This window comes from Comamonas antarctica (genome assembly GCF_013363755.1).
In the GTDB taxonomy this organism is placed as follows: Bacteria; Pseudomonadota; Gammaproteobacteria; order Burkholderiales; family Burkholderiaceae_C; genus Comamonas; species Comamonas antarctica.
In genome coordinates this window covers 3,729,322-3,751,310 of record NZ_CP054840.1, presented here as the reverse complement: position 1 = coordinate 3,751,310, position 21,989 = coordinate 3,729,322, and the positions used below count along the sequence as shown (strand labels likewise).

Genomic DNA, 21,989 nt, shown 5'->3' with positions numbered 1-21,989 from the left:
ATGTCCGCGCTGCCGCACCAGCAATACAGCCATTTTGGCGCTTGCGCGGGCCATCGCGTGCGAAGCCGCAAAAATGGCAACAGGCGCGGCTATGGCAATTTTGGTGCACCGTAGCGGTTTTCGCAGGCAACATGGGCGTCAGGCCAGCAGCATCCAGCTGGCGGTCAGCACCAGCAGCAGCGCCATCACGCGGTTGAACCACAGCAGCCGCTGCCCCTGCGCCAGCCAGCCGCGCAGCAGCGCGCCGATACAGGCATAGAGCAGGTTGCTGGCCAGCGCGAAGAAGGCCATGACCGGCAGCACCACGGCCAGCCGCTGCCAGGCGTCGGCATGTCCCGCGACCCAGCCGCCAACCACGGTGAACATCAGCAGCCAGGCCTTGATGTTGACGAATTGCAGGCCCACGCCCTGCCAGAACGGCACGGCAAGCCCGTGGCCCTGGGCCTGCGCCAGCTGGCCGGCGCGGCTCAGGCGCAGCGCCAGCCACAGCAGGTAGCCGATGCCCAGCGCCTTGATCGCCCAACGCAGCGCCGGCAGCGCCAGCACCAGCGCACCCACGCCCGCGGCGGTGAGCAGCAGCAGCAGGCACCAGCCAAAAGGCACGGCGCAGACGAAGCGCAGGCTGGGGCGCAGTCCATGGTTGGCGGCCAGCGTGGCCGCCAGCGTGGTGTTCGGGCCGGGGCTGAAGCTCATGGCGGCAGCCAGGATCAGCAGGGCAGTGAGTTCGACGGCAGGCATAAGCGGCCGACTTTAGGGGCAATGCAACGCCGGGCCTAGAGTGTTTTCACGCAAGCCCGGTGTTTTCAGCGCGGCGTGATGCGGTGCTCGAGCGCCGCGTCGCGCAGCATGCGCAGCAGGTTGCGGTTCACGCCTTCGAGCTCCATGCCGTGCGCCTGGCACAGCGCACGCACCGCCGCGCCATCGGGCGTCTCGAGCGCCTGGGCCATGGCCAGGCTTGGCGCGTAGGGGCCGTTCTTGCCGATGATGGCCTGGTAGATGCGCTCGGACAGCGGCAGCCGGCGCAGGCTGGCGGCCAGCGGCTCGCCCAGCAGCAGGTCGAGCTGCGAGAACAGGCCGCACAGATAGACCTCGCGCTGCAACTCGTGGCCCATGCCGGCCTCGACCAGCCGCTCGGTGAGCTGGCCGCGCATGACCATGGCGGCGCGTACCGGCTGCAGGTCGGCTTCGGTGTCGGCATGCGGCAGCTGGTCGCTGAGCCAGCGCTGCAGCGTGCCGTAGCCGAGCATCACCAGGCCGCGGCGCAGCGAGTCGACGCCGCTGCGCAGGCCCAGCGCGGCCGAGTTGGTATAGAGCATGAAGCGGTAGGCCAGCACCGGATCGCCGCCCAGGATGGCTTCGAAGGTCTCGAGCGACTGTTCGGCGTCGATGGCCTGCATCAGTTCCAGCACATGCCGGCGCGAAGGCTGGGCCGCACGGCCGCGCAACTGCAGCAGCAGGTCTTCCGTGGGCCAGCCGGCAATGGCCGCGGCGCGGTGGTCGTCCAGGCAGCTCGTGAGCTGGTCGCGGGTCTGCAGGCCTTCGTACATCTGGCCGTCGAGCAAGGCGCCGGCCTGCGGCGCGGACGCCAGGTCGAGCAGGCTGTTGGCGAACCACTGCGCGGTGCCGGCGTCGGGCAGCTCGCCGAGCGCGCCGCGCCAGACCAGCTTCAGCCCGCGCGCCTGCGCGGCCTGGGCCTGGGCGTAAAGCGTGGAGTTCTCGAGCCAGTCGCCGCGCACTTCGACCCAGGGGCTGCCCGCGGGCGCGGTCTCCAGCAGCGCGCTGAGCAGCTGATGCGTCTGCGGCGACAGCAGCAGCGGCGGCGCGGCCTGGCTCCACATTTCCTGCAGGATGCGCAGGAAATGCGGCACATCCGGGTCGAGGGACGGATCGCAGTTGAGATAGAGCTGCACGCCGGCCAGCGCGCGGTCCTTGTTCCACAGGGGCCGGTAACCAAGTGTCAGGGAGCTGAGTGCGGGCAGGGCCATGGAATGGGACGGAAAGGGTTAGCCGATATAGTCGAACAGGGACAGTTTCTGGATCTGCGCGTAGGACTGCAGGGCCGCTGAGTGGTTGGTCTGCAAGGTCTTCAGGTCCGCCAGTGCCTTGATCATATCGATATCTTCGGCCGCCGAGCGATCGGCCTCGAGCTGCACCGAGCGCGCGCTGAGCTGCGTCGAGAGCGTGTCGGCGCGGTTGAGCAGGTCGCCGGCAAAGCTGCGCACGGTCTGCATGCGGTTCATGCCGGTGTCGATCTCGGCCAGCGCCTTGGCAATGCCATGCGCCAGCGTGCCCGACGCCGTGCTGCCGTCGCTGTTGGCGCCGTTGCGCACCACGTCGATGGCCTGGTCCAGCACGCTGAACAGGTCGCTGCGCGCGCTGGCGCCAATGCTGAAGCTGTCGCCGTCGGCGGGTTGGCCGGTGATGGTCAGGCCCATGCCGGCGACGTTGATGGTGTCGCCCGACTTGTAGGGCACGGCGGCGGCGCCGGCAATGCTGTAGGTGGTCGTGCCATCCGCGGCAACGCTGAAGGTGATGCTGATCGGCGGATTGGCCGTCGCCGCGTCGGCCGCGGCCGAGGGGTCGGTGATGGTGCCGATATCGGTCCAGGCCTTGCCGCTGTTCGCGCCCGGCGTCACCGCCAGCACGCCATTGCCCGTGGGCACGTTCATGAAGGCGGCGAAACCGTCCAGTGTGCTGGCAATGCCATTGGCGTTGCTGGTGGTCTGGCCCGACTGGCTCAGAAAGCTGTTGCCCTGCAGCGGCTGCTCGGCGCTGCCCAGGCCGCGAAACAGCGGCAGGCCGTTGCTGTCGGTGCGGTTGGCATAGTTCGCGATCTGGTCGCGCAGCGAGCTCATCTGCGCCACCAGCGCGTCGCGCTCGGTCTGCGTGTAGGTGCCGTTGCCGGCATTGAGCAGCAGCGAGCGGAACGACTGCAGCGCGGTGTTGGCCTCGCCCAGCGCCGCTTCGCCGGCGGTGATGATCGAGACCTGGGCGTCCAGCGCGCGCTTGTCGGCGTCGGTGCGGTCCATGCGCGTGCGTGCGCGCTCGGCCTGGGCCGCGGCCACCGGGTCGTCGCTGGCGCGCAGCACGCGCTTGCCGGCGGTGGTGCTTTCCATGAGGTTGGCAAGCTGGGCCTGGCGCTCGGCGAGGTTGCTCACCGTGCGGTCGTACATGTTGGCGGAGCCAAGGCGGGTGATGGTGCTGGTCATGGGAGTCTCCTGGGATCTCAGCGGCCGACCGTGGAGATCATGCTGTCGAAAATGCTTTGCGCGATCTGCAGCATCTTGGCCGAGGCCTGGTAGGCCTGCTGGTACTGCAGCAGCTTGGCGGCTTCCTCGTCGAGGTTCACGCCCGAAACCGCGGTGCGGTCGGCGTCGAGGTTCTTGGCGATCGTGCCGGACAGGTCGGCGGCCAGCTTGGCGCTTTGCGTGCGCGTGCCGACCTGGGCGATCAGCGTCGAGAAACCGTCGCTGAGCGTGGTGCCGCCGTCGAACAGCTTGGCATCGCGCAGCGCCAGGAAGGCGTTGGCGTTGCCCGCGTCGCGCTTCCAGTTGTCGCCGAGATCGGGGCTCCTGGCGTTTTGCACCGTGACGCTGTCGCCGGCCTGCGGCGTGCCCGACAAGGTGATCTCCCAGCCGTCGATCTTGATCGGCTGGCCCGGCACATAGCTGCCCGTGGCGCCGTTGCTGGCGGTGTAGGTGATGGCCGAGGTCGTGGCATCGACGGCAAAGCTGATCTGGATGCCCGCCGACGCCGCATCGGGAATGCCCGCGCCCGTGACCTTGAGGCCCGACAGCTGCAGCGAGCCGCTGTTGCCGGGGTTGATGGTCGCGGCAACCGCGTTGGACACTGCCAGGTCCTGGGGCGACAGCACCAGCGCCTGCATGCTGTGGGCGGCGGTGCTGAAGGGCTTGAACAGGATGGTTTCGTTGAGCGCGCCCGCGCCGGAGATGTTGAACTGCAGGCCGTCGACGGTCTGCGCGCCCAGCGCGGCGACATCGTCATAGGTGCGCGTGTACCCGTCGGACTGGCGCACCAGGTTGACCTTGCCGCCTTCGCCGAACACCACCTGGTAGTCGGAGGCGACATAGGCCGTGGCATCGAGCACCGGCTGGGGGTTGGCCGTGGAATGCGTGTCGACGAAGCTCACCGACGCCGAGACACCGGGAATGGCGGTGTAGCCCGGCATCTGCGTGACCTGCGAGAACAGCGCGCTGCCCTGCGTGCCGGCGAGCGTCAAGCCCTGGGTCTGCTGCGCATTGAGCGCGGTGCTGATCACCTGGGCCAGCCGGCCCAGCAGGTTGCGGCCTTCGGTCAGGTCTTCGTTGTTGAATTTCAGCAGGCCCGCGACCTCGCCGCCGCCGACCATCTTGGCCGTGAGTTCCACCGGGTCGATGCCGGGCTGCGTGAAGTACAGCGACAGCTGGCCGCTGCCGGGGTATTGCGTGGACTCGCTGACCGCCAGCTTGGAGGCGGTGGCGCCCAGCACCAGCGCCTGGCTGCCGCCGACGAACAGGTTGAGCGTGCCGTCCGCGCCATCGACCTGGCTGGTCTGCACGTACTGGTTCATCTCGCGCACCAGCTGGTCGCGCTTGTCGAGCAGGTCGTTGGGCGTGACGCCCGTGGCCACCGAGCGGCTGATCTGGGTATTGAGCTGGGCCACCTGCGAGGCCAGGCTGTTGACCAGCGTGATGTCGTTCTGGATCTGCTGCTTGTTGGTGTAGTCGAGTTCGTCCAGGCTGGTGGACGTCGACTTGAAGCGCCCGGCCAGCTCGGTCATGCGCGTCAGCACCACGTTGCGCGCCGTCAGGTCGGTGGGCGCGTTGACCACGTCGGAAAACGCGTTGAGCATGTCGTTGATGGACGCGCCCAGGCCGCTTTCGCCGCCCGAGAAATACTCCTGCATCTGCGCCAGCGAGTTCATGCGCGCCAGGTCGGCGGCCTGGACCGCGCCCGCGGTGTTGGCCTGGCGGTTCAGCAGCGCGCTGTAGTTGCGCACGATGGACGCCACGCTCACGCCGTTGCCGACATAGCCGTTGCCCATGTCCTGGCCGAAGTTCGTGCCCATGGACACCGTCTGGCGCGAGTAGCCCGCGGTGTTGACGTTGGCAATGTTGTTGCCGATGGTCTGCAGGGCGATCTGGTTGGCCATCAAGGCCCCGGACCCGACGTTCAAAAGACTCATGTTCTTATCTCTTTAGTTATTCGTGGTGTGCCCACCACGGTCCATGAAACTGGCGTGCATCAGCAGGGAGACAGCGAGGAAGGGCCGCCCCGCACCGAGGCTGTCGTCCCCCTCCACCGAAGGATGAGAGGGGGAAGCGTCGAAGACGCTCAGGGGGTGCTTCATGTTTATGCTTGGGTATTCTGGACGCGCTGGGTGCTCTGGATGGCGCGGTTGAGCTTGTTGGCGTATTGCGGATCGGTGGCGTAGCCGGCCTTCTGCAGCTCGCTGGCATAGGCCAGCGCCGAGCCGGTGCTGGCGCGCGCCTTCTCGTAGCGCGGGTTGCCGTTGATCAGCTGGGCGTAGTCGCGAAACGATTCCTCGAAGGAGTTGTAGGCGCGGAACTTGGCCGTGACCTTGCGCGGCGCGCCGTCGATGTATTCGGTGGTGGTGATCTCGGCGACCTTGCCGGTCCAGCCCTTGCCGGCCTTGATGCCGAACAGGTTGAACGAGTTGCTGCCGTCGGCGTTGCGGATCTCGCTCTTGCCCCAGCCGGTCTCATGGCCGGCCTGGCCCAGCATGTAGGCCGCGGGAATGCCGCTGGCCTGGGCCACGCGCTCGGCGGCCTGCGCATGCGAGCGCACGAAATTGTCGAGGCCCTGGGGCGAGGGGGCATTGGCCGAGTAGGCCTCGGTGCGGCCCACGCCGCCCTTGGCGGCAAAGCCGCCGTAGCGCGCATAGCCGCCGGTGCGGCCGGCGAAGCTCAGCGTCGAGGGCATGGCGTCGTCGCCGGCGTCATCGCCATCGGCGACACCGCCCATGGCCTTGGACAGCTGGCGCGCGATCGCATCGGCCAGTCCGCCGGGCTGGCCCGACATGGTCACCGACAGCTGCTGATCGAGCAGGTCGGCGCCCAGGTCGCCCTGCGCACCGTCGAGCAGGCCCGACTTCATGGTGGCCTCGCGCATGCTCTTGATCATTTCGCGCATGAACAGCGACTCGAGCTGCTTGGCGGTCTCGCGCACGGCCTCGGGATTGTTCTGCCCGGCCTGGAACTTGAGCGAATTGAGCGCGCGCGCGTCGACCGCGAGCGCGTTGGACGTGCCCATGGACACGGTGGAGTTGAGCGACATGCTCATATCACCTCCAGTTCGGCATTGAGGGCGCCCGCGGCCTTTATGGCCTGCAGGATGGCCAGCAGGTCCTGCGGCGTCGCGCCCAGGGAGTTGAGTGCGCGCACCACGTCGGTGAGCTGCGGCGAGGAGGGCACCTGGATCACGTTGCCCGGTTCCTGGCGCACCTGGATGCTGGTGCGCTCGGCGACCACGGTCTGGCCCTGCGACAGCGGCGCGGGCTGGCTGATCACCGGCGTCGAGCTGATGGTGATCGACAGGTTGCCGTGCGCGATCGCGCAGTTGCCCAGCGTCACCGCCTGGTTGAGCACGATGGAGCCGGTGCGGGCGTTGATCACGACCTTGGCCGCGGGCGTCGATTTCTCGATCTGCAACTCCTCGAGCTGGGCGATGAAGCGCACGCGCGCGCCCGGGTTGCTGGGCGCATTGACCTGCACGGTGCGGCCGTCAAGCGCGGTCGCCGTGCCCTGGCCAAGGTTGCGGTTGATCGACTGAACGACCTTGTCGGCGGTCTGGAAATCGGTGGCATTGAGGCTCAGCTGGATGGTCTGGCCTTCGTGCAGCGGCGTTGGCACCGCGCGCTCGACCTGCGCGCCCTGGGGAATGCGCCCCGCGCTCAGGTGGTTGATCTGGACCTTGGAGCCGCCTTGCGAGGCTCCCGCGCCGCCGACCACGATGTTGCCCTGGGCCAGCGCGTAGATCTCGCCGTCGGCGCCACGCAGCGGCGTGGTCACCAGCGTGCCGCCCTTGAGCGACTTGGCGTTGCCCATCGAGGAGACATTGACGTCGATCATCTGCCCGGGCTGGGCGAACGCCGGCAGCTCGGCGGTGATGATCACCGCGGCCACGTTCTTGAGTTGCAGCTGGGCCGCATTGCCGGTCGCGGGCAGGGCGATGCCCATCTGCTGCAGGTAGTTGGCCAGTGCCTGCTTGGTATAGGGCATCTGCGTGGTCTGGTCGCCCGTGCCATCGAGGCCGACGATCAGGCCGTAGCCAGTGAGCTGGTTGCTGCGCACGCCCTGGACGGCGGCAACTTCCTTGATACGCGCGGCCTGCGCTGGCAGTGCCAGCACGGCCGCGCCCGTGGCGAGCGCCCAGAACGCAAGGTGGGCAGGGCGCAATTTGAGGAGCGTGGACAGTGCTTTCATAGCTGTCCATTCTCGGGAAAATCAGAACGGCATAACGTTCAAAAAGAAGCGTGACAACCATCCAATTGACTGGGCTTCGGCCTGCTGGCCACGGCCGCGCGACTCGACGCGCACGTTGGCCACCTGGGTCGAGCTCACAACGCTGCCGGGCTGCAGGTTGCGCGGATCGACGGTGCCCGAAAAGCGCAGCACATCGACGTTGTGGTTCACGCCGATCTGCTTTTCGCCCGTGACCACCAGGTGGCCGTTGGGCAGCACTTCCGCCACGGTGGTGGTGATCGAGCCGGTGAAGGTGTTGCTGTTGGCGGTCTGGCCCTTGCCCGAGAACCCGGTGTCGCTGCCGAAGCCGATGTTCGAGCGGCCGATGATGTTCGCGGCGTTGGCGGCCTTGAAGATCGGCAGCGCGGTGAGGCCGGCATTGAGTTCGTTCTCGCGGTCGATGCTCGACGAGGAGCTTTGCGTCGCCGTGACGCGCTCGACGATCATCACCGTGACCATGTCGCCGACCAGGCGCGCGCGCTGGTCCTCGAACATCGGGCGGTAGCGCGCCGCCTGGAACAGCCCGCCCGTGGGCGCGGCCGGCGCCATTGCCGCAGGTGCGGGCATGGGCAGCGGCGCCGTCGGCAGGATGTCGACCGGCGGCGGCGGGTTCAGCGTCGCGCAGCCGCTGAGAATCAGCGTGGCAAGCGTGACGCCGCCGAGGCCAAGGCGGGAGAGAAGGGGGGGAAGATGGGTCATGGCGGGGGTTCCTGGGAGGGTGCGCATCCGCGCACGGGGTTTGGGGGCATCCACACCCTTCGACAAGCTCAGGGTGAGCGGGTCCAAGCCGTTCGCCCTGAGCTTGTCGAAGGGTGACGGGCCAGCCCTCATGTTCTTGCCTGGAAGTCTCAGGCAGGCTTTGCTTACAACTGCGCCAGTTTCGCCAGCATCTGGTCCGAAGTCTGGATCGCCTTGGAATTCATCTCATAGGCGCGCTGGGTCTGGATCATGGTCACCAGCTCCTGCACCACGTTGACGTTCGAGGCTTCGAGGTAGCCTTGCTGGATCGTGCCCAGGCCGTTGGTGCCGGGCGTGCCCTGCTGGGGCTGGCCCGAGGCCGCGGTCTCGATGTAGAGGTTCTGCCCGCGCGGCTCGAGGCCGGCCGGGTTGATGAAGGACGACATCGGCAGGTTGCCGACCTGCTGGGGCGTGGCCGCGCCGGGCATGACCGCGCTCACCACGCCGTCGGCGCTGATGCTGACGCTGGTCGCGCCCGTGGGAATGGTGATGCCGCCGCCCACGGGCAGGCCGCTGGAGGTCACCAGCTGGCCCTGGGCGTTGACCTGGAACGAGCCGTCGCGCGTATAGGCCGTGGTGCCGTCGGGCTGCGTGACTTCGAAGAAGCCGTTGCCGTTGATGGCCACGTCCAGGGCGTTGTTCGATTGCTGCAGGCTGCCCTGCAGGAAGTTGCGGCTGGTCGCCGCGGCGCGCACGCCCAGGCCCAGGTGCAGGCCCGTGGGCAGCTGGTTTTCCTCGGTGGTCTGGGCACCGACCTGGCGCAGGTTCTGGTAGATCAGGTCTTCGAAAACCGCATTGGCGCGCTTGTAGCCCGTGGTCGAGACGTTGGCCAGGTTGTGCGAGATGACGTCCAGCTGGGTCTGCTGGGCTTCCATGCCGGTCTTGGAAATGAAAAGCGAATTGATCATGGCAAGGTCCTTATCCGTTCATGCTGAGCAGCTGCGCGGCGGTTTTATCGTTGGTTTCGGCCGTCTGCATCAGGCGCATCTGGGTCTCGAACTGGCGCGAGGCGGCAATCATTCCCACCATGCTTTCGACGGCGTTGACGTTCGAGCCCTCGATCGAGCCCGAGAGCAGGCGCGCATTCGGGTCCTGGGGCAGCGGGTCGCCGTTGGCGCCGCGAAACAGGCCGTCGTTGCCGCGCTTGACCGGGTTCTCGGCGTCGGGCGTGGCCAGCTTGACGCGGCCCGCGATCAGCGGCGGCTGGCCGGCGAGCTTGGCGGTCACGGTGCCGTCGGCGGCCAGCGAGACTTCGGCGCCTTGCGGCACTTCGAGCGGCGCGCCGCCGTCGGACAGCACGGGCAGGCCGCCGCTGGTCAGCAGCGCGCCTTCGGGCGAGACCTCGAACGCGCCACTGCGCGTATAGGCTTCAAGGCCGTCCAGGCCCTGCACGCCGAACCAGGCATTGCCCATGGCCATCGCGTCGAGCGCGCGGCCGGTGCGCTGGGCCGGGCCCGCGGTCTCGAGGTGGCCCGAGGTGGCTTCGAGCGCGAACACGCGGGTCGACGAGCCGCTGCCCTGCACGGGCACGGAGCGGAAGGTCGACATCTCGGCGCGGAAGCCGTTGGTGCCGGCGTTCGCCAGGTTGTTGGACAGCACCGACTGCCGCTGCGCGGCGGCGTTGGCGCCGGTCATGGCGGTGTAGATGATGCGGTCCATGGCGCGGTTCCTTGGCTAGTCGGTGGGCTCAGCGCAGGTTCACCAGGGTCGAGAACACCTGGTCTTGCGTCTTGATGGTCTGGGCATTGGCCTGGTAGGCGCGCTGGGCGGTCATCATGTTGACCAGCTCGGCCGTGAGGTCGACGTTGGAGCTCTCGAGCGCACCCGACACCAGCGAGCCGAAGCTGCCGCTCTTGGCGGTGCCGAACACCGGCGGGCCCGATTCGGAGGTCGCGACCCAGTTGTTGCCGCCCACGGCCGACAGGCCCTGGACGTTGCTGAACTTGGCCAGGGCCAACTGGCTCTCGGCGCGCGTCACGCCGTTCGAGTAGTTGGCCATGATGGTGCCGTCGTTGCCGATGGAGATGCCGGTCAGCTCGCCCGCGGCATAGCCGTTGTGGTTGAGCTTGGAGACCGCGAAGTCGCTGCCGAACTGCGTCACGCCGCTCAGGTCCAGCGTCAGGGCCAGGTCGCCCACGGGATTGGCGCCCGTGGCATTCGGGTTGGCCAGGTCTGCGGCGGCGATCGTCATGTTGATCGGGCTGCCCGAGACCAGCGTGCCGCTGCCGTCGAACACCAGCTGGCCGATGGAGGGCGCGTTCGCATCGAGCGAGTTGTAGACGTTCCAGGTATTGCCCGCGCCCTTCTCGAAGTACATCGTGACCGGCGTGGCCAGGCCCTGGCTGTCATAGACCTCGAGCGAGGTGCCGTAGGTGGCGCGCGGCGTGGCGGCCACGGGCGGCGTGGCCGTGGCATCGCCGGCGGCGTTGGTCGCGCGCGCATCCAGGTTCAGCAGCGCCGTGACCTGCGTGGTCTGCTTGGCGGGAATCGGCTGGCCGGTGGGGAACTTGAGCGCCTGCACGGTCGTGCTGTTGGTGAGGCCCGTGGCAGGGTCGATGGCGTAACCCATGACGCTCGCGCCATCGGTCGTGATCATGTTGCCGGCCTTGTCGAGCTGGAAGTTGCCCGAGCGGGTATAGGCCTGCGTGCCGTCGGGCAGGCTCACGCGGAAGAAGCCGTCGCCGTTGACCGCCAGGTCCAGGCTGTTGCCGGTGGAGTTGATCGCGCCCTGGGTGAACTGCTGCGAGACCGCGGCGATGTTCACGCCGATGCCCGAGTTCGCGCCGGTCGAGGTGACGATCGCGCTGGCGATGGCCTCGGCGAAGTCGGTGCGCGACGACTTGAAGCCGGTCGTGCTCGAGTTGGCAACGTTGTGGCCGATCACGTCGAGGTTCTTGCTCGCCGCGTTGAGGCCCGAAAGTCCTTGTTGGAATGACATGGTGTGCTCCTGTTCGGTGGGTGCCCGGCGGGCTTAGAAGACGGCCTTGACCTTGTTGTAGGCCAGGCTCTCGCCGTTTTCGAGTTCCAGCGTCAGCGCGCCGTCGGTGGTGGTGGTGGCCACGACCAGGCTCGGCGACAGCGGCGTGTTGGCGACCTTGGCCGTGCCGTTCGTCGATGCGACCTCGAAGCGCAGGCCGCTGACATCGCCCGTGTACTTGCTGCTGTCCCAGGCAAAGTAGTGCCGGCCGGCATCGAGCGAGCCCAGGGTCACGGTATCGACCACGGTGCCCGCGGCGGTCTTGATGTTGACCTTGACGTCGGCGGCGGTGCCGCTCAGGTCGAAGGCCGCGGTGCTGATCTTGTCGACCGGCGTGCCCAGGGTGTTGCCTTCGGACAGCACGGTGCGGCCGATCATCGACGTGCCTTGCAGCACCTGCATGGCGGTGAACTGCGAGGACATCGCGGCCATGGTGCTGTTGAGCTCGTTGATGCCGACCACGGTGTTGATCTGCGCCATCTGCGTGGTCATCTCGGCGTTGTCCATGGGATTCATCGGATCCTGGTTGTTCAGCTGGGCGACCAGCAGCTTCAGGAAACGGTCTTGCGCGGCCGCGGGATCGGTGGACGATGCCGAGTTCGTGGCGCCGTTGGCGGTGGCGCTGGTGGAGGTGACGTTGGTGGTGAGCATGGCTTACTGGCCCATCTGCAAGGTCTTGAGCAGCAGCGACTTCGCGGTGTTCATGACTTCGACGTTGTTCTGGTAGGAGCGCGAGGCCGAGATCATGTTGACCATCTCGTCCACGGCATTGACGTTGGAGTGGGTCACATAGCCCTGCTCGTCGGCCAGCGGGTGGTTCGGGTCCAGCACCTTGCGGCCCGGCGTCTGGTTCTCGTTGATCGCGCTGACGCGCACGCCCGACGCCGCTTCGGCGCCCAGCGGCGTGGTCTGGAACACGACCTGGCGCGCCTTGTAGGCCTGGCCGTCGGGCCCGGCCACGGCATCGACGTTGGCCAGGTTGCTGGCGACCACGTTGAGGCGCTGCGATTGCGCGCTCACGGCGCTGCCGGAGACGCTGAAGATGGAAAACATGGACATGGGGCTGCCTTTGTGATGCGGTGCGGGTGCTTACTGGCCCTGGATGGCGCTGAGCATTCCCTTGGCCTGGCCGTTGATGAAGCGCAGCGTGGCTTCGTAGCGCACGGAGTTGTCGACGAAGTTGGCGCGTTCGCGGTCGAGGTCGACGGTGTTGTTGTCGAGGCTGGGCTGGGACTGCACCGAGTAGCCCAGGCTCACGGTGCTGTGGCTGGTCTGCGCCGCGGGCAGCGGGATGTGGCCGGCCTGGGTCACGCCGGTGCCGGCCAGCGGGCTCTTGCCTTCGGTCGCGGCGCGCAGCGCCTGCGAGAAATTGAGGTCGCGTGCCACATAGCCCGGGGTGTCCGCATTGGCAATGTTGCTTGCCAGCAGGCGCTGGCGTTCGGCGCGCAGCAGCAGGGCGTTGCTATGGAAATCCAGGCGGCTGGTCATTTTGTCGAGCATGTGGGCCTCGCGCTTGTGGCTTCGGGAGATAACTGGGGACACGGTGCAGGACGCACCGCGACAGGCCCTGATTATGGAAATCGCCCGGTTTTCCTAAAGCGTGAAGAAAGCGTGGATTGCTGCGCAGTTTCGTGCTTTGCCGCCAGCCCGATGGCACTACAGTCTGGACCAGGCCATGCTGGCGGCCGCGCGCTGTGCGCCGCCGGCCGGCATGCCCCGAATGAGGAGTTTCACTTGACATCCAGCCCCCGGATCCTGGCCGCACCCGTTCCCGCCGCCCCGCGCCTGCGCGGCCTGGCAGGCGCCGTGCTGGCCGGCGTGGGCCTGTGGTTCGGTGGCGCGCAGGCTCAGACCAATGCCGACCTCGAGGCGCTGTCGCAGCGCTGGGCCGATGCCGCGCTGCAGGGCGACGCGCCGGCCGGCATGCCGCTGCGTCTGCAGGTGCAGGTGGGCAAGCTCGATGCGCGCCTGCAGCTCGCGGCCTGCGCCAAGGTCGAGCCTTACCTGCCGCCAGGCACACGCCTGTGGGGCCGCACCCGCATCGGCCTGCGCTGCGTGCAGGGCGGCAAGCCCTGGAATGTCTATCTCCCGGTCACCGTGCAGGCTTTCGGCCCGGCGTGGGTGCTGAACAACAACGTGCGCATGGGCGACGCGCTGAGCGCCGGCGATGCGTCGGTGGCCGAGGTCGACTGGGCCGAGAACGATTCGCCCGTGGTGGCAAGCCAGCCCGACTGGGTCGGCCAGGAAGCGGCGCGCCATCTGCAGGCCGGCCAGGCGCTGCGCCAGAACATGCTGCGCGCGCCGCAGCTGTTCGCGCTGGGCGCGCAGGTCAAGGTCGCGGTCACGGGCGGCGGCTTCACCATCATTTCCTCGGGCCGCGCCATGGCGGCCGGCGCCGAGGGTGCAAATATCCGCGTGCGCATGGATAATGGCCGGCTGGTTTCCGGCGTCGTCAATGCGCAAGGGGTGGTGGAAGTGAAGTAGCCACGGCCGCCCGAATAAATGACTAAAGTTTTTTGCGCCGGTGTCGAAACCAGTGTTACTGAGCCTCAGGCGAATGGGGCCGTGGAGAAATAAATGAAAGTTGGACAAAAACCGGAGCTGACCGCTGCCGCCCTGGCATCGGCCGCCAAGCAGGCCAAGACCAGTGGTCCCGCCGCTGAAGAAGCCGCCAAGGGCGCCCAGGTGGCGACCTCGTCCGCTGGCGTGTCCTTTTCGAACTCGGCCAAGGCACTGGATTCCGCCGGCCGGGCCCAGACCGACTTCAACGCCGACCAAGTCGAGGCCATGCGCAAGAAGATTGCCGACGGCACCTTCAGCTTCAACGCCGAAGCCATTGCCGACAAGCTGCTGGCCAACACCGGCGAAATCCTCGCGCATTCGATGGCAACGCGCTCGGCCTGAGGCTTGGCTCCATGCAACTGACCGATTCCCTGGCCCAGGCCGAGAACGCGCTGCTGGCGCTGTCGGCCGCGCTGACCGGCACCGATGCCAACGCGCTCGAGGCGCGCAGCACTGACCTGCGCGACGCTTTCATGTCGCTGGCCGTGCTGCGCCAGCAGCACAGCCGCAGCGGCCAGTTGCTCGACGAAGCGCTGCGCGCGCGCATCGAGGCCGTCGGCCGCCAGATCGGCCCCTTGCGCGAGCAACTCGCGCGCGCCAGCGCCCTGACCGGCACCAAGGTCGCCACGCTGCTGCCGGCGCAGGCCGCCACGCACACCTATGAATCCCTGTCCGGCCGCACGGCTCGCACGGGACCGGCACGCATCTACCGCAGCGCCAGTTGAGACCGATTTTTTCCCATTCGCACCAAAGAAAAAACGCAGCCCGAGGGCTGCGTTTTTCATTGGCCAACTTACTTCGACGTCTGACAGGCCTGGGGTAGGGTTAAGGCTGGCTTCGGCACAGTCCACAGCCTTTGCAACTGGCGTGCCCCAGCAAGGGGGCAGCGAGGAAGGGCCGCCCCGCACCGAGGCTGCCGTCCCCCTCCACCGAAGGATGAGAGGGGGAAGGCGCGAAGCGCCTCAGGGGGTGCTTCACATTAATGCGCGCGCATCTTGGTCCGCAGCCGCGCGATCGCCTGGCTGTGCAGCTGGCACACGCGCGACTCCGTCACGCCGAGCACGGCCGCGATTTCCTTGAGATTCATGTCATGCTCGTAGTACATGCCCATGATGTACTGCTCGCGCTCGGGCAGGACCTTGATGGCTTCGACCAGGGCGCTGCGCAGGCGCTGGTCGCGCAGCAGGGCCATGGGATCGGCGCTTTCATCGGCCACGTGGCGGTCGAGGAAACTGTCGCTGTCATCGCCGGGCGCGATGTCTTCGAGGTAGACCAGCTGGGTGCCGCGCACCTTGCCCAGCAGCGACTGGTACTCGTCGAGCGGCATGCCCAGTTCGTGGGCGATCTCCGACTCGAGCGGGCTGCGTCCGAGCTTCTGCTCGAGCCGGCGCAGCGCCTGTTCGATGTCTTTTTGGCTCTTGCGCGAGCTGCGCGACATCCAGTCGCCATCGCGCAGTTCATCCAGCATCGCGCCGCGGATGCGCTGCGAGGCAAAGGTCTCGAACTGCACGCCTTGCGCCGCTTCATAGCGCGACAGCGCGTCGGCCAGGCCGATCATGCCGACCTGGATCAGATCGTCGAGCGCCACGTTGGGCGGCAGCTTGGCGATCATGTGGTGCGCGATCCGCCGCACCAGGGGAACATGCTGACGGATCAGGGCGTTCCGTTCGAGCTGGCCGTTGGCGGTGTACATGGCGTTCATAGATTCCACGCAGGTTGGAAGAAGACGGGCGCCGGCGCGACACGGGCGGCCATGGCCGCCCCCGGCGTCAGCGTTGCGGCCGCGGCCAGGCCCGGTGTCAGCGTGGCGGAATGCGCCAGCAGCAGCAGTGCCAGGCGGCGCAGGTCCTGCGCCGAGCCCGGGTCGGTGCGCGTGCACAGCGGCTGCATGCGCAGGTGGCGTTCGGCGCATTGCGCCAGCGAGGCCATCAGCGTGTCGGCGTGGCGCCGCGCAAAGCTTTCATGCGGCGCCGCGGCGCCGGCCACGATGCACGACAGGCCGGCATGCAGCGCCAGGTGCTTGATCTGGCGGTAGCTGCGCACCATGCCGCGCGGCTGCATGTCCAGCGGCAGCAGCGGGCGCGTGGCATGGCCCTGCAGCAGCGGCGCGAGCTGTTCGACGGGCGCATGCAGGATCACCACCGCATAGCGGCGGGCATAGGTCAGCAATGATTCGAGTCCGTCCAGCTGCGACAGCCCCAGCGCCGCGGGCAGCGCGGCCACCGAGGCCTGCGCGGGGCGCGGGCCCAGGGACGTGGCTTGCCAGGCGGGCTCGGACAGCAGGTCGCGCAGGCCTGGCGCGTCCGCGCTTTCGGCCTGGCTTGCATCGAGCACCAGCACCGGATAACCGAGCTGCTGGAGCTGCGCGCTCAGCGGCCAGAGCAGCGGTGAGCCTGGCGCCGTCGCCGAGTAAGCAATCGCGCAGACCTGCAGTTCCTGCCAGGCGGCCGCCGATTGCAGCCCGCTGCCCTGGTTGGCGCTGTCAAGCATGCTCGAACTCCATGTCGACCTGGCTCGACTGGGTGAAGAAGAAGTCGAGTTCGATGGCCTTGGGATCGAAGGCCGAGCGCGATGCGGCGCGCATCGACGCGCCCACCAGCTGGTGCGCGTCGGCGGCTTCCCAATCCTCGGGCACGCGCTGGCCGTTGGTCACGCCGCACAGCTGCATCTGGTGGCGGATCAGCGTGTCGATCGAGGGGCCGAGCTTCACGGCTTCGTCGACCTTCGACAGGATCACCTGCTGGCAGCCTTCGGCCTTGAACGCATGCAGCACTTCATCGTTGGAATCGCCCTGGCTGCTGGCATTGAGCACCAGCATGCGCTGCACGCCGGGCAGGTCGAGCACCTCGAGGATGTCGTCCTTGCGCGGATCGCGCGGCGCGACGCCGGTGGTGTCGATCAGCACCATCTTCTTGTTCGCCAGCAGGCCCAGCAGGTCGTGCAGCGCGGCGCGGTCGTGCGCCTGGTGGGCGACGATACCCAGCATGCGGCCGTAGGCGCGCAGCTGTTCATGGGCGCCGACGCGGTAGGTGTCGAGCGTGATCAGGCCGACTTCGCGCGGACCGTGGATGCGCGCGGCCATGGCCGCGAGCTTGGCGGTGGTCGTGGTCTTGCCGACGCCGGTCGCGCCAACCAGCGCGAACACGCCGCCTTGTTCATAGATCGGGGCCGAATGCGCGTTGGTGCGCAGGTTGCGCTCGAGCACATCCATCAGCCAGCGCACGGCCTGGGCCGGCGAGCAGTTGCCGGGCAGGTTCTCGAGCAGCAGGCGCGACAGCGCGGGCGAGTAGCCGGCGCGGATCAGCTTGAGCATCAGGTTCGATTGCAGCGGGCTCTGGCGCGCCTGGCCCAGCCAGGCCAGGGTGTTGAAGCGGTCTTCGATCAGCGCCTTCATCGACTGCAGCTCGTCCATCATGACCTGCGGCGCGGCAGCGGGCGCGGCCTGCGCACGGGCGGCCGCGGGCTGGCTGCGCAGCGGATTGTGGCGCGCTACGCCGGCCGCGGGGGTCGGCGCGGGTTCGCGGCGCAGTTCATCGAGCTGGCGCGCGCGCTGTGCAAAGGTCGGCAGTTCCTGCTCGAGCGCGGCTTCGGGCGCGGCTGCGGGCTCGCCATGCAGGTTCTCGTGGCGGCGGCGCAGCATGCGTTCGCGCACATAGTCCTGGAACGACAGCGTGCTCATGGCCAGCTGGGTGGCGTCTTCCTCGACCGACTGGCGCAGCGGCGACCTGGCCAGGCTTTCGGCGGATGCGGCCGGCGCCGCGGCCGCGGCTTGCGTCACGGCGGCGGACAGCGTGCGCGGCCGCGCGGGCAGTCCACGCACCTCGTCGGCGGCGCGCTTCTCGATCGCGGCCTGCAGCGGCGAGCTGGTGGCGACGCCGGCATCGAGCTGCTCGAGCGAGTCCTCGGCGGTGGCCGTGACCTCGACGCCCTCGGGCGTGGCGCGGTTCGACAGGATCAGCGTGCCATCGCCAAAGGCCATGCGCGCCTTGGCCAGGGCCTCGCGCGAGGTGGGGGCGGTAAAGCGGCGGATGTTCATGCGGATGCACCTTTAAGAATGGGGCCAATGCGGATGGTGTGCGTCTCGGGGATCTCGCTATGGGAGAGCACCTGGAGACGCGGCGCCACGCGCTTCAACAGCCGGGCAATTGCGTTGCGGATCGAGTCGGGCACCAGCAGGCATGCGGGCATTCCGAGCTCTTCCTGTTTCTGCGCCACGTCGGCGGCTTTTTGCGTGAGGATCTCGGCCACGCCCGGGTCCAGCGACGGCGCCGCGGGATTGCCCAGGGCCTGCACCAGCAGGCGCTCGAGGCCGGGTTCGATGGCGATCACGTTAAGCTCGCGCGTCGGGCCGTAGATCTGCTGGACGATGGCCGGCGACAGCGCAATGCGCACGCGGCGGGCCAGTTCCACCGGATCCTGGGTCTGCGGTGCATGCTCGGCCAGGGTTTCAATGATGGTGCGGATGTCGCGGATATGCACCGCATCCTCCAGCAACAGCTGGAGCACTTTCTGGAAGGTTGAGATCGACACCATTTTCGGAACCACTTCTTCAATCAGCTTGGGAGCCTGGCGCGCGACATGTTCGACGAGCTGCTGGGTCTCCGTGCGGCTCAGGAGCTTGGCCGCATGCACTTGCATCAAGTGTGACAAATGCGTGGCCATCACGGTTTCGGAATCAACGACGGTAAAACCCGCCATTTGTGCCGCTTCCTTCTGGCGTTCGTCGATCCAGTGCGCGGGCAGGCCGAACGCCGGGTCGGTGGTCGGGGTGCCGATCAGCGGCGTGCTGATGCCGCCGGGGTTGATGGCGAGGAACATGCCGGGAAAGGCCTCGCCTTCGGCGATGCTCACGCCGCGCAGCGTTACGCGGTAGGCGCTGGGCTTGAGTTCGAGGTTGTCGCGCACATGCACGGCCGGCGGCAGGAAGCCGACTTCCTGCGCGAACTTGCGGCGCACGCCCTTGATGCGTGTCAGCAGGTCGCCCTGGCGCTTCTTGTCGACCAGCGCGATCAGGCGGTAGCCCAGCTCCAGGCCCAGCAGGTCCACGGGCTGCAGGTCGTCCCAGCTGGCTTCGCCGGAGTCGCCGGCCGGCGCCTGCTGCTGCTGCGCGGGCGCGGCGGCCTTGGCGGCCTTCTCGGCCTGCTGGCGGCGCGCCAGCACCCAGGCCGCATAGATCAGCGCGCTGCCCATGCCCAGGAACACGATGTGGGGCATGCCGGGAATCAGGCCCAGCACGGCGAGCACGCCACCGGTCACGGCCAGCACGCGCGGCGACATGAACAGCTGATCGATGATCTGGCGCCCCATGTCCTCGCCCTTGCCCACGCGCGAGACCACCATGGCCGCGGCCACCGAGATCAGCAGGCCGGGAATCTGCGCCACCAGCGCGTCGCCGACGGCCAGCAGAACATAGTTGTCGGCGGCCTGGCCGGCCGACAGGCCGTGCTGGGCCATGCCGATGATGAAGCCGCCGACGATGTTCAGCAGCAGGATCAGAATGCCGGCGATCGCATCGCCGCGCACGAACTTCGAGGCGCCGTCCATCGAGCCGAAGAAGTTGGCTTCCTCGCCGACTTCGGCGCGGCGGCGCTTGGCTTCGTCCTCGTTGATCAGGCCCGCGTTCAGGTCGGCGTCGACGGCCATCTGCTTGCCCGGCATCGCGTCCAGCGTGAAGCGCGCCGAGACCTCGGCAATGCGCTCCGCGCCCTTGGTGATGACCACGAAGTTGATCACCACCAGGATCGCGAACACGATCAGGCCGACGGCGAAGTTGCCGCCGATCAGGAAGTGGCCGAAGGCCTCGATCACCGCGCCGGCCGCGCCCGGGCCGGTGTGGCCCTCGAGCAGCACCACGCGCGTCGAGGCGACGTTGAGCGACAGGCGCATCAGCGTCGTCAGCAGCAGCACCGTCGGGAACGCTGCGAAATCCAGCGGGCGGATCATGTAGGCCGCGACCATCATCACCATCAGCGCGACGGCGATGTTCAGCGTGAAGAAGGTGTCGAGCAGCCAGGGCGGGATAGGCAGCACCATCAGCGCCAGGATCGCCACCACCAGCAGCGGGGCCGACAGGCCCTGCGCCGCGGCGCCGTATTTGCCGCCCAGGGCCTGCAGGGATTTCATCGAGGAGTTCATGTCGCGCTGCCTTGTGGGGCCGACCGCTGGTGCGGGTCGAGTTCAGGGGGAACGGGGACTTCGTCGAGGGCCTGGGGCATCTGGCCTTCGCCGCGCAGCGCGGCCTTGAGGCGATAGACGTAGGCCAGCACCTGGGCGACCGCGGTGAACAGCGGCGCGGGAATCGACTGGTCAAGCTCGGCGTGCGCATACAGCGCGCGCGCCAGCATCGGGGATTGCAGCACCGGCACATCGTGCGCCGTGGCCACTTCGCGGATCTTCTGCGCCAGCAGGTCGGTGCCCTTGGCGATGACCTGGGGCGCATCCATGCTGGCTTCGTCGTAGCGCAGCGCCACGGCGTAGTGGGTCGGGTTCATGACCACGAAATCGGCCTTGGGCACGGCCTGGATGCTGGCGCGGTTGGCGATCTCGCGCTGCTTCTGGCGCAGCTTGCCCTTGATCTCGGGGTTGCCTTCGGATTCCTTGTGTTCCTGCTTGACTTCCTGGTGCGACATCTTCAGCCGCGACTTGAACAGGAAGGCCTGCAGCGGCACGTCGACCAGCGCCACCAGGAACACCACCAGCAGCATGATGCCGACGCCGCCGGCCAGCCACTCGCCGACCATGGCCAGCGCCATCGGCGACGGCTGGCTGCCCACGCGCGCCATGTCCTCCAGGCCGCTCGACAGGTACTTCCAGCCGATGAACGACAGCACGATGGTCATGAGCACCATCTTCACGACGGTGACCATCTGCTGCTTGGAAAAGAGATTCGCCACGCCCGACAGCGGGTTGAGCCGGCTGAACTTGGGCATGACCGGCGTGAAGCTGAAGATCCAGCCGCCGGCCAGGATGCCGCTGACCAGCGCCGCGGCGATCGTGGCCAGCGCGAACACCACGCAGGCCACCAGGCCGACGCTGCCCATCTGCAGCAGGCGCTCGAGCATCAGCGCCGGCGTCTGCACGGTCTGGGCGTTGAACGAGAACTGGTGGATGAAGGCCAGCTTCAGGTGATTGATCAGCGGCTGCGCGCCGATCAGCATGGCGACCGCACCCATCCCCAGGATCGCGAGATGCGACAGGTCGCGCGAGCGCGCACCTTGGCCATCCTTGCGCGTTTTCTGCAACTTGCGCTCGGTGGCGGGGAGATTCTTGTCTTGGCTGGAGTCCATGGCGGGTATGACGGAAGGTCACCGCCATTGTCGCCAGGGGCTGTTTTTGCTAAAGGGGGAAAAGAAGCGGCGAAACGCCGCTGTTCAGCCGTGCCGGGGGCGTGGCGCAGCCATTTGACTCGCGTTCTGGCCCTTCATCCTTCGACGCAGCTCAGGCCCTTCGACAAGCGCAGGGTGCTCGGGCGCCCTTCGACACGCTCAGGGCGAGCGGTAAAAATTTACCCGTTCGTCCTGAGCTTGCCTGCGCGGCCCGGTCGAAGGATGAACGTCCTGTCCTAGGATGAAAGACGCAGCTTAGAACCCCAGGCTCGCCAGCAGATCATCCACCTGCGACTGCGAAGTCACCACATCCTGTGCCTTGCTGGGATCGACCACCGGTCCGGCCAGCGATTCAGTGGCGACGGCGGCCGCGGCCACGGCCACGGGGGCGGCGGCGATGGCGGTCGGCACGCCGCCCGGCGGCGCGGTCTGGATCAGCATCTGCACCAGCTGGTCCTCGAGATTGGCCGCGAGATTCACCACGCGGCCGATCACCTGGCCGGTCAGGTCGTGGAAGTCCTGGGCCATCATGATCTCGGTCAGGTGCTCGTCGGCCTTCTGCGTCACCGCTTCCATGTCGGTCAGGAAGTTCATGATGTCGCCCTTGGCGACGGCGGCCACCGGATCCTTGATCAACGCGGCCACCATGCGCCGCGTTTCCTCGGCGATGTAGGCCTGCTGCGCCTTGGCCTGCTCGACGCGGTTGAGCACCTTCTCGGCGGCCTCGCCCGTGAGCCGGGCGATATAGGACAGCCGGCTCTGCGCGTCGGGCAGTTCGTCCATGGAGCCACGCAGCCGGTCGGCAAAGCCCAACTCATTGAGGGAATCGTGCAGCTGACGCGTCAGCACACCAATCTTGTAATGCAGTTCGCCGGGCTCGGCAGGCGTGTTGCTGTCCATGGT

At 67.7% G+C, this 21,989-nt stretch carries 22 protein-coding genes; 3 read left to right on the top strand and 19 right to left on the bottom strand.

What is annotated here, in order from left to right; genetic code table 11:
- Window positions 1–138: 138 nt before the first annotated feature.
- The 13 genes from HUK68_RS17440 to flgB form a co-directional block, all read right to left on the bottom strand.
- Window positions 139–738, bottom strand: a complete 600-nt coding sequence (locus HUK68_RS17440) for a LysE family translocator (protein ID WP_175505331.1) — start codon at window positions 736–738, stop codon at window positions 139–141.
- 65 nt (window positions 739–803) lie between these two features.
- The gene (locus tag HUK68_RS17435) at window positions 804–1,985 is read right to left on the bottom strand and encodes an HDOD domain-containing protein (RefSeq protein ID WP_175505330.1); all 1,182 of its coding nucleotides are present in this window, start codon (window positions 1,983–1,985) and stop codon (window positions 804–806) included.
- A gap of 18 nt (window positions 1,986–2,003) precedes the next feature.
- Window positions 2,004–3,209: a flagellar hook-associated protein FlgL gene (flgL, locus tag HUK68_RS17430; protein ID WP_175505329.1), complete on the bottom strand. Its 1,206-nt coding sequence runs from the start codon at window positions 3,207–3,209 to the stop codon at window positions 2,004–2,006.
- Between the two features lie 17 nt (window positions 3,210–3,226).
- Window positions 3,227–5,185 carry a flagellar hook-associated protein FlgK gene (gene flgK, locus HUK68_RS17425; RefSeq protein ID WP_175505328.1) on the bottom strand — a complete coding sequence of 653 codons (1,959 nt, stop codon included), beginning with the start codon at window positions 5,183–5,185 and terminating at the stop codon, window positions 3,227–3,229.
- Window positions 5,186–5,352: 167 nt separating this feature from the next.
- Entirely contained in the window at window positions 5,353–6,303 is a 951-nt protein-coding gene (gene flgJ, locus HUK68_RS17420) for a flagellar assembly peptidoglycan hydrolase FlgJ (protein ID WP_434082446.1), read from the bottom strand.
- The gene (locus HUK68_RS17415; protein ID WP_175505326.1) at window positions 6,300–7,445 is read right to left on the bottom strand and encodes a flagellar basal body P-ring protein FlgI; all 1,146 of its coding nucleotides are present in this window, start codon (window positions 7,443–7,445) and stop codon (window positions 6,300–6,302) included. The genes flgJ and HUK68_RS17415 overlap by 4 nt, the downstream gene beginning before the upstream one ends.
- Before the next feature lie 21 nt (window positions 7,446–7,466).
- Window positions 7,467–8,183 (bottom strand): flagellar basal body L-ring protein FlgH, encoded by a 717-nt coding sequence (locus tag HUK68_RS17410; protein ID WP_175505325.1) that lies wholly within the window; start codon window positions 8,181–8,183, stop codon window positions 7,467–7,469.
- A gap of 164 nt (window positions 8,184–8,347) precedes the next feature.
- Window positions 8,348–9,130 carry a flagellar basal-body rod protein FlgG gene (gene flgG / locus HUK68_RS17405; protein ID WP_175505324.1) on the bottom strand — a complete coding sequence of 261 codons (783 nt, stop codon included), beginning with the start codon at window positions 9,128–9,130 and terminating at the stop codon, window positions 8,348–8,350.
- A 10-nt stretch (window positions 9,131–9,140) separates the two neighbouring features.
- Window positions 9,141–9,881, bottom strand: a complete 741-nt coding sequence (locus HUK68_RS17400; protein ID WP_175505323.1) for a flagellar basal body rod protein FlgF — start codon at window positions 9,879–9,881, stop codon at window positions 9,141–9,143.
- Between the two features lie 28 nt (window positions 9,882–9,909).
- Window positions 9,910–11,160, bottom strand: a complete 1,251-nt coding sequence (flgE, locus tag HUK68_RS17395; RefSeq protein ID WP_175505322.1) for a flagellar hook protein FlgE — start codon at window positions 11,158–11,160, stop codon at window positions 9,910–9,912.
- Window positions 11,161–11,193: 33 nt separating this feature from the next.
- Complete coding sequence (locus HUK68_RS17390) at window positions 11,194–11,850, bottom strand: flagellar hook assembly protein FlgD (protein ID WP_175505321.1); 657 nt, start codon at window positions 11,848–11,850, stop codon at window positions 11,194–11,196.
- A gap of 3 nt (window positions 11,851–11,853) precedes the next feature.
- Window positions 11,854–12,258, bottom strand: coding sequence for a flagellar basal body rod protein FlgC (flgC, locus tag HUK68_RS17385; protein ID WP_175505320.1), 405 nt, complete (start codon window positions 12,256–12,258; stop codon window positions 11,854–11,856).
- 30 nt (window positions 12,259–12,288) lie between these two features.
- Window positions 12,289–12,699: a flagellar basal body rod protein FlgB gene (gene flgB, locus HUK68_RS17380; protein WP_175505319.1), complete on the bottom strand. Its 411-nt coding sequence runs from the start codon at window positions 12,697–12,699 to the stop codon at window positions 12,289–12,291.
- Between the two features lie 234 nt (window positions 12,700–12,933).
- On the opposite strand from flgB, the gene flgA reads away from it, so the two are divergent.
- The 3 genes from flgA (at window position 12,934) to HUK68_RS17365 (ending at window position 14,486) form a co-directional block, all read left to right on the top strand.
- On the top strand, window positions 12,934–13,683 hold the full coding sequence (gene flgA, locus HUK68_RS17375) for a flagellar basal body P-ring formation chaperone FlgA (protein ID WP_390887841.1): 750 nt from the start codon (window positions 12,934–12,936) through the stop codon (window positions 13,681–13,683).
- Between the two features lie 93 nt (window positions 13,684–13,776).
- Window positions 13,777–14,103 (top strand): flagellar biosynthesis anti-sigma factor FlgM, encoded by a 327-nt coding sequence (gene flgM, locus HUK68_RS17370; protein ID WP_175505317.1) that lies wholly within the window; start codon window positions 13,777–13,779, stop codon window positions 14,101–14,103.
- Window positions 14,104–14,114: 11 nt separating this feature from the next.
- A complete protein-coding gene (locus HUK68_RS17365; RefSeq protein ID WP_175505316.1) occupies window positions 14,115–14,486 on the top strand; it encodes a hypothetical protein in 372 nt (123 codons plus the stop codon).
- A gap of 254 nt (window positions 14,487–14,740) precedes the next feature.
- Here HUK68_RS17365 and HUK68_RS17360 read toward each other — a convergent pair whose 3' ends face one another.
- From HUK68_RS17360 to HUK68_RS17335, 6 genes are all read right to left on the bottom strand, one after another.
- Window positions 14,741–15,454 (bottom strand): RNA polymerase sigma factor FliA, encoded by a 714-nt coding sequence (locus HUK68_RS17360; protein WP_175505884.1) that lies wholly within the window; start codon window positions 15,452–15,454, stop codon window positions 14,741–14,743.
- A gap of 5 nt (window positions 15,455–15,459) precedes the next feature.
- Complete coding sequence (locus HUK68_RS17355; RefSeq protein ID WP_175505315.1) at window positions 15,460–16,251, bottom strand: hypothetical protein; 792 nt, start codon at window positions 16,249–16,251, stop codon at window positions 15,460–15,462.
- Window positions 16,244–17,797, bottom strand: a complete 1,554-nt coding sequence (gene flhF / locus HUK68_RS17350) for a flagellar biosynthesis GTPase FlhF (RefSeq protein WP_175505314.1) — start codon at window positions 17,795–17,797, stop codon at window positions 16,244–16,246. The genes HUK68_RS17355 and flhF overlap by 8 nt, the downstream gene beginning before the upstream one ends.
- On the bottom strand, window positions 17,794–19,896 hold the full coding sequence (gene flhA / locus HUK68_RS17345) for a flagellar biosynthesis protein FlhA (RefSeq protein WP_175505313.1): 2,103 nt from the start codon (window positions 19,894–19,896) through the stop codon (window positions 17,794–17,796). The genes flhF and flhA overlap by 4 nt, the downstream gene beginning before the upstream one ends.
- The gene (locus tag HUK68_RS17340) at window positions 19,893–21,047 is read right to left on the bottom strand and encodes an EscU/YscU/HrcU family type III secretion system export apparatus switch protein (protein WP_175505312.1); all 1,155 of its coding nucleotides are present in this window, start codon (window positions 21,045–21,047) and stop codon (window positions 19,893–19,895) included. Before HUK68_RS17340 ends, flhA begins: the two co-directional genes overlap by 4 nt.
- Window positions 21,048–21,341: 294 nt before the next feature.
- Window positions 21,342–21,986, bottom strand: coding sequence for a protein phosphatase CheZ (locus tag HUK68_RS17335; protein ID WP_175505311.1), 645 nt, complete (start codon window positions 21,984–21,986; stop codon window positions 21,342–21,344).
- Window positions 21,987–21,989: the final 3 nt, after the last annotated feature.

Bases quoted from the DNA above. Each gene is read 5' to 3' on its own strand.
- HUK68_RS17440 (WP_175505331.1), bottom strand. From the start codon at position 738: ATGCCTGCCGTCGAACTCACTGCCCTGCTGATCCTGGCTGCCGCCATG.
- HUK68_RS17435 (WP_175505330.1), bottom strand. From the start codon at position 1,985: ATGGCCCTGCCCGCACTCAGCTCCCTGACACTTGGTTACCGGCCCCTG.
- flgL (WP_175505329.1), bottom strand. From the start codon at position 3,209: ATGACCAGCACCATCACCCGCCTTGGCTCCGCCAACATGTACGACCGC.
- flgK (WP_175505328.1), bottom strand. From the start codon at position 5,185: ATGAGTCTTTTGAACGTCGGGTCCGGGGCCTTGATGGCCAACCAGATC.
- flgJ (WP_434082446.1), bottom strand. From the start codon at position 6,303: ATGAGCATGTCGCTCAACTCCACCGTGTCCATGGGCACGTCCAACGCG.
- HUK68_RS17415 (WP_175505326.1), bottom strand. From the start codon at position 7,445: ATGAAAGCACTGTCCACGCTCCTCAAATTGCGCCCTGCCCACCTTGCG.
- HUK68_RS17410 (WP_175505325.1), bottom strand. From the start codon at position 8,183: ATGACCCATCTTCCCCCCCTTCTCTCCCGCCTTGGCCTCGGCGGCGTC.
- flgG (WP_175505324.1), bottom strand. From the start codon at position 9,130: ATGATCAATTCGCTTTTCATTTCCAAGACCGGCATGGAAGCCCAGCAG.
- HUK68_RS17400 (WP_175505323.1), bottom strand. From the start codon at position 9,881: ATGGACCGCATCATCTACACCGCCATGACCGGCGCCAACGCCGCCGCG.
- flgE (WP_175505322.1), bottom strand. From the start codon at position 11,160: ATGTCATTCCAACAAGGACTTTCGGGCCTCAACGCGGCGAGCAAGAAC.
- HUK68_RS17390 (WP_175505321.1), bottom strand. From the start codon at position 11,850: ATGCTCACCACCAACGTCACCTCCACCAGCGCCACCGCCAACGGCGCC.
- flgC (WP_175505320.1), bottom strand. From the start codon at position 12,258: ATGTCCATGTTTTCCATCTTCAGCGTCTCCGGCAGCGCCGTGAGCGCG.
- flgB (WP_175505319.1), bottom strand. From the start codon at position 12,699: ATGCTCGACAAAATGACCAGCCGCCTGGATTTCCATAGCAACGCCCTG.
- flgM (WP_175505317.1), top strand. From the start codon at position 13,777: ATGAAAGTTGGACAAAAACCGGAGCTGACCGCTGCCGCCCTGGCATCG.
- HUK68_RS17365 (WP_175505316.1), top strand. From the start codon at position 14,115: ATGCAACTGACCGATTCCCTGGCCCAGGCCGAGAACGCGCTGCTGGCG.
- HUK68_RS17360 (WP_175505884.1), bottom strand. From the start codon at position 15,454: ATGTACACCGCCAACGGCCAGCTCGAACGGAACGCCCTGATCCGTCAG.
- HUK68_RS17355 (WP_175505315.1), bottom strand. From the start codon at position 16,251: ATGCTTGACAGCGCCAACCAGGGCAGCGGGCTGCAATCGGCGGCCGCC.
- flhF (WP_175505314.1), bottom strand. From the start codon at position 17,797: ATGAACATCCGCCGCTTTACCGCCCCCACCTCGCGCGAGGCCCTGGCC.
- flhA (WP_175505313.1), bottom strand. From the start codon at position 19,896: ATGAACTCCTCGATGAAATCCCTGCAGGCCCTGGGCGGCAAATACGGC.
- HUK68_RS17340 (WP_175505312.1), bottom strand. From the start codon at position 21,047: ATGGACTCCAGCCAAGACAAGAATCTCCCCGCCACCGAGCGCAAGTTG.
- HUK68_RS17335 (WP_175505311.1), bottom strand. From the start codon at position 21,986: ATGGACAGCAACACGCCTGCCGAGCCCGGCGAACTGCATTACAAGATT.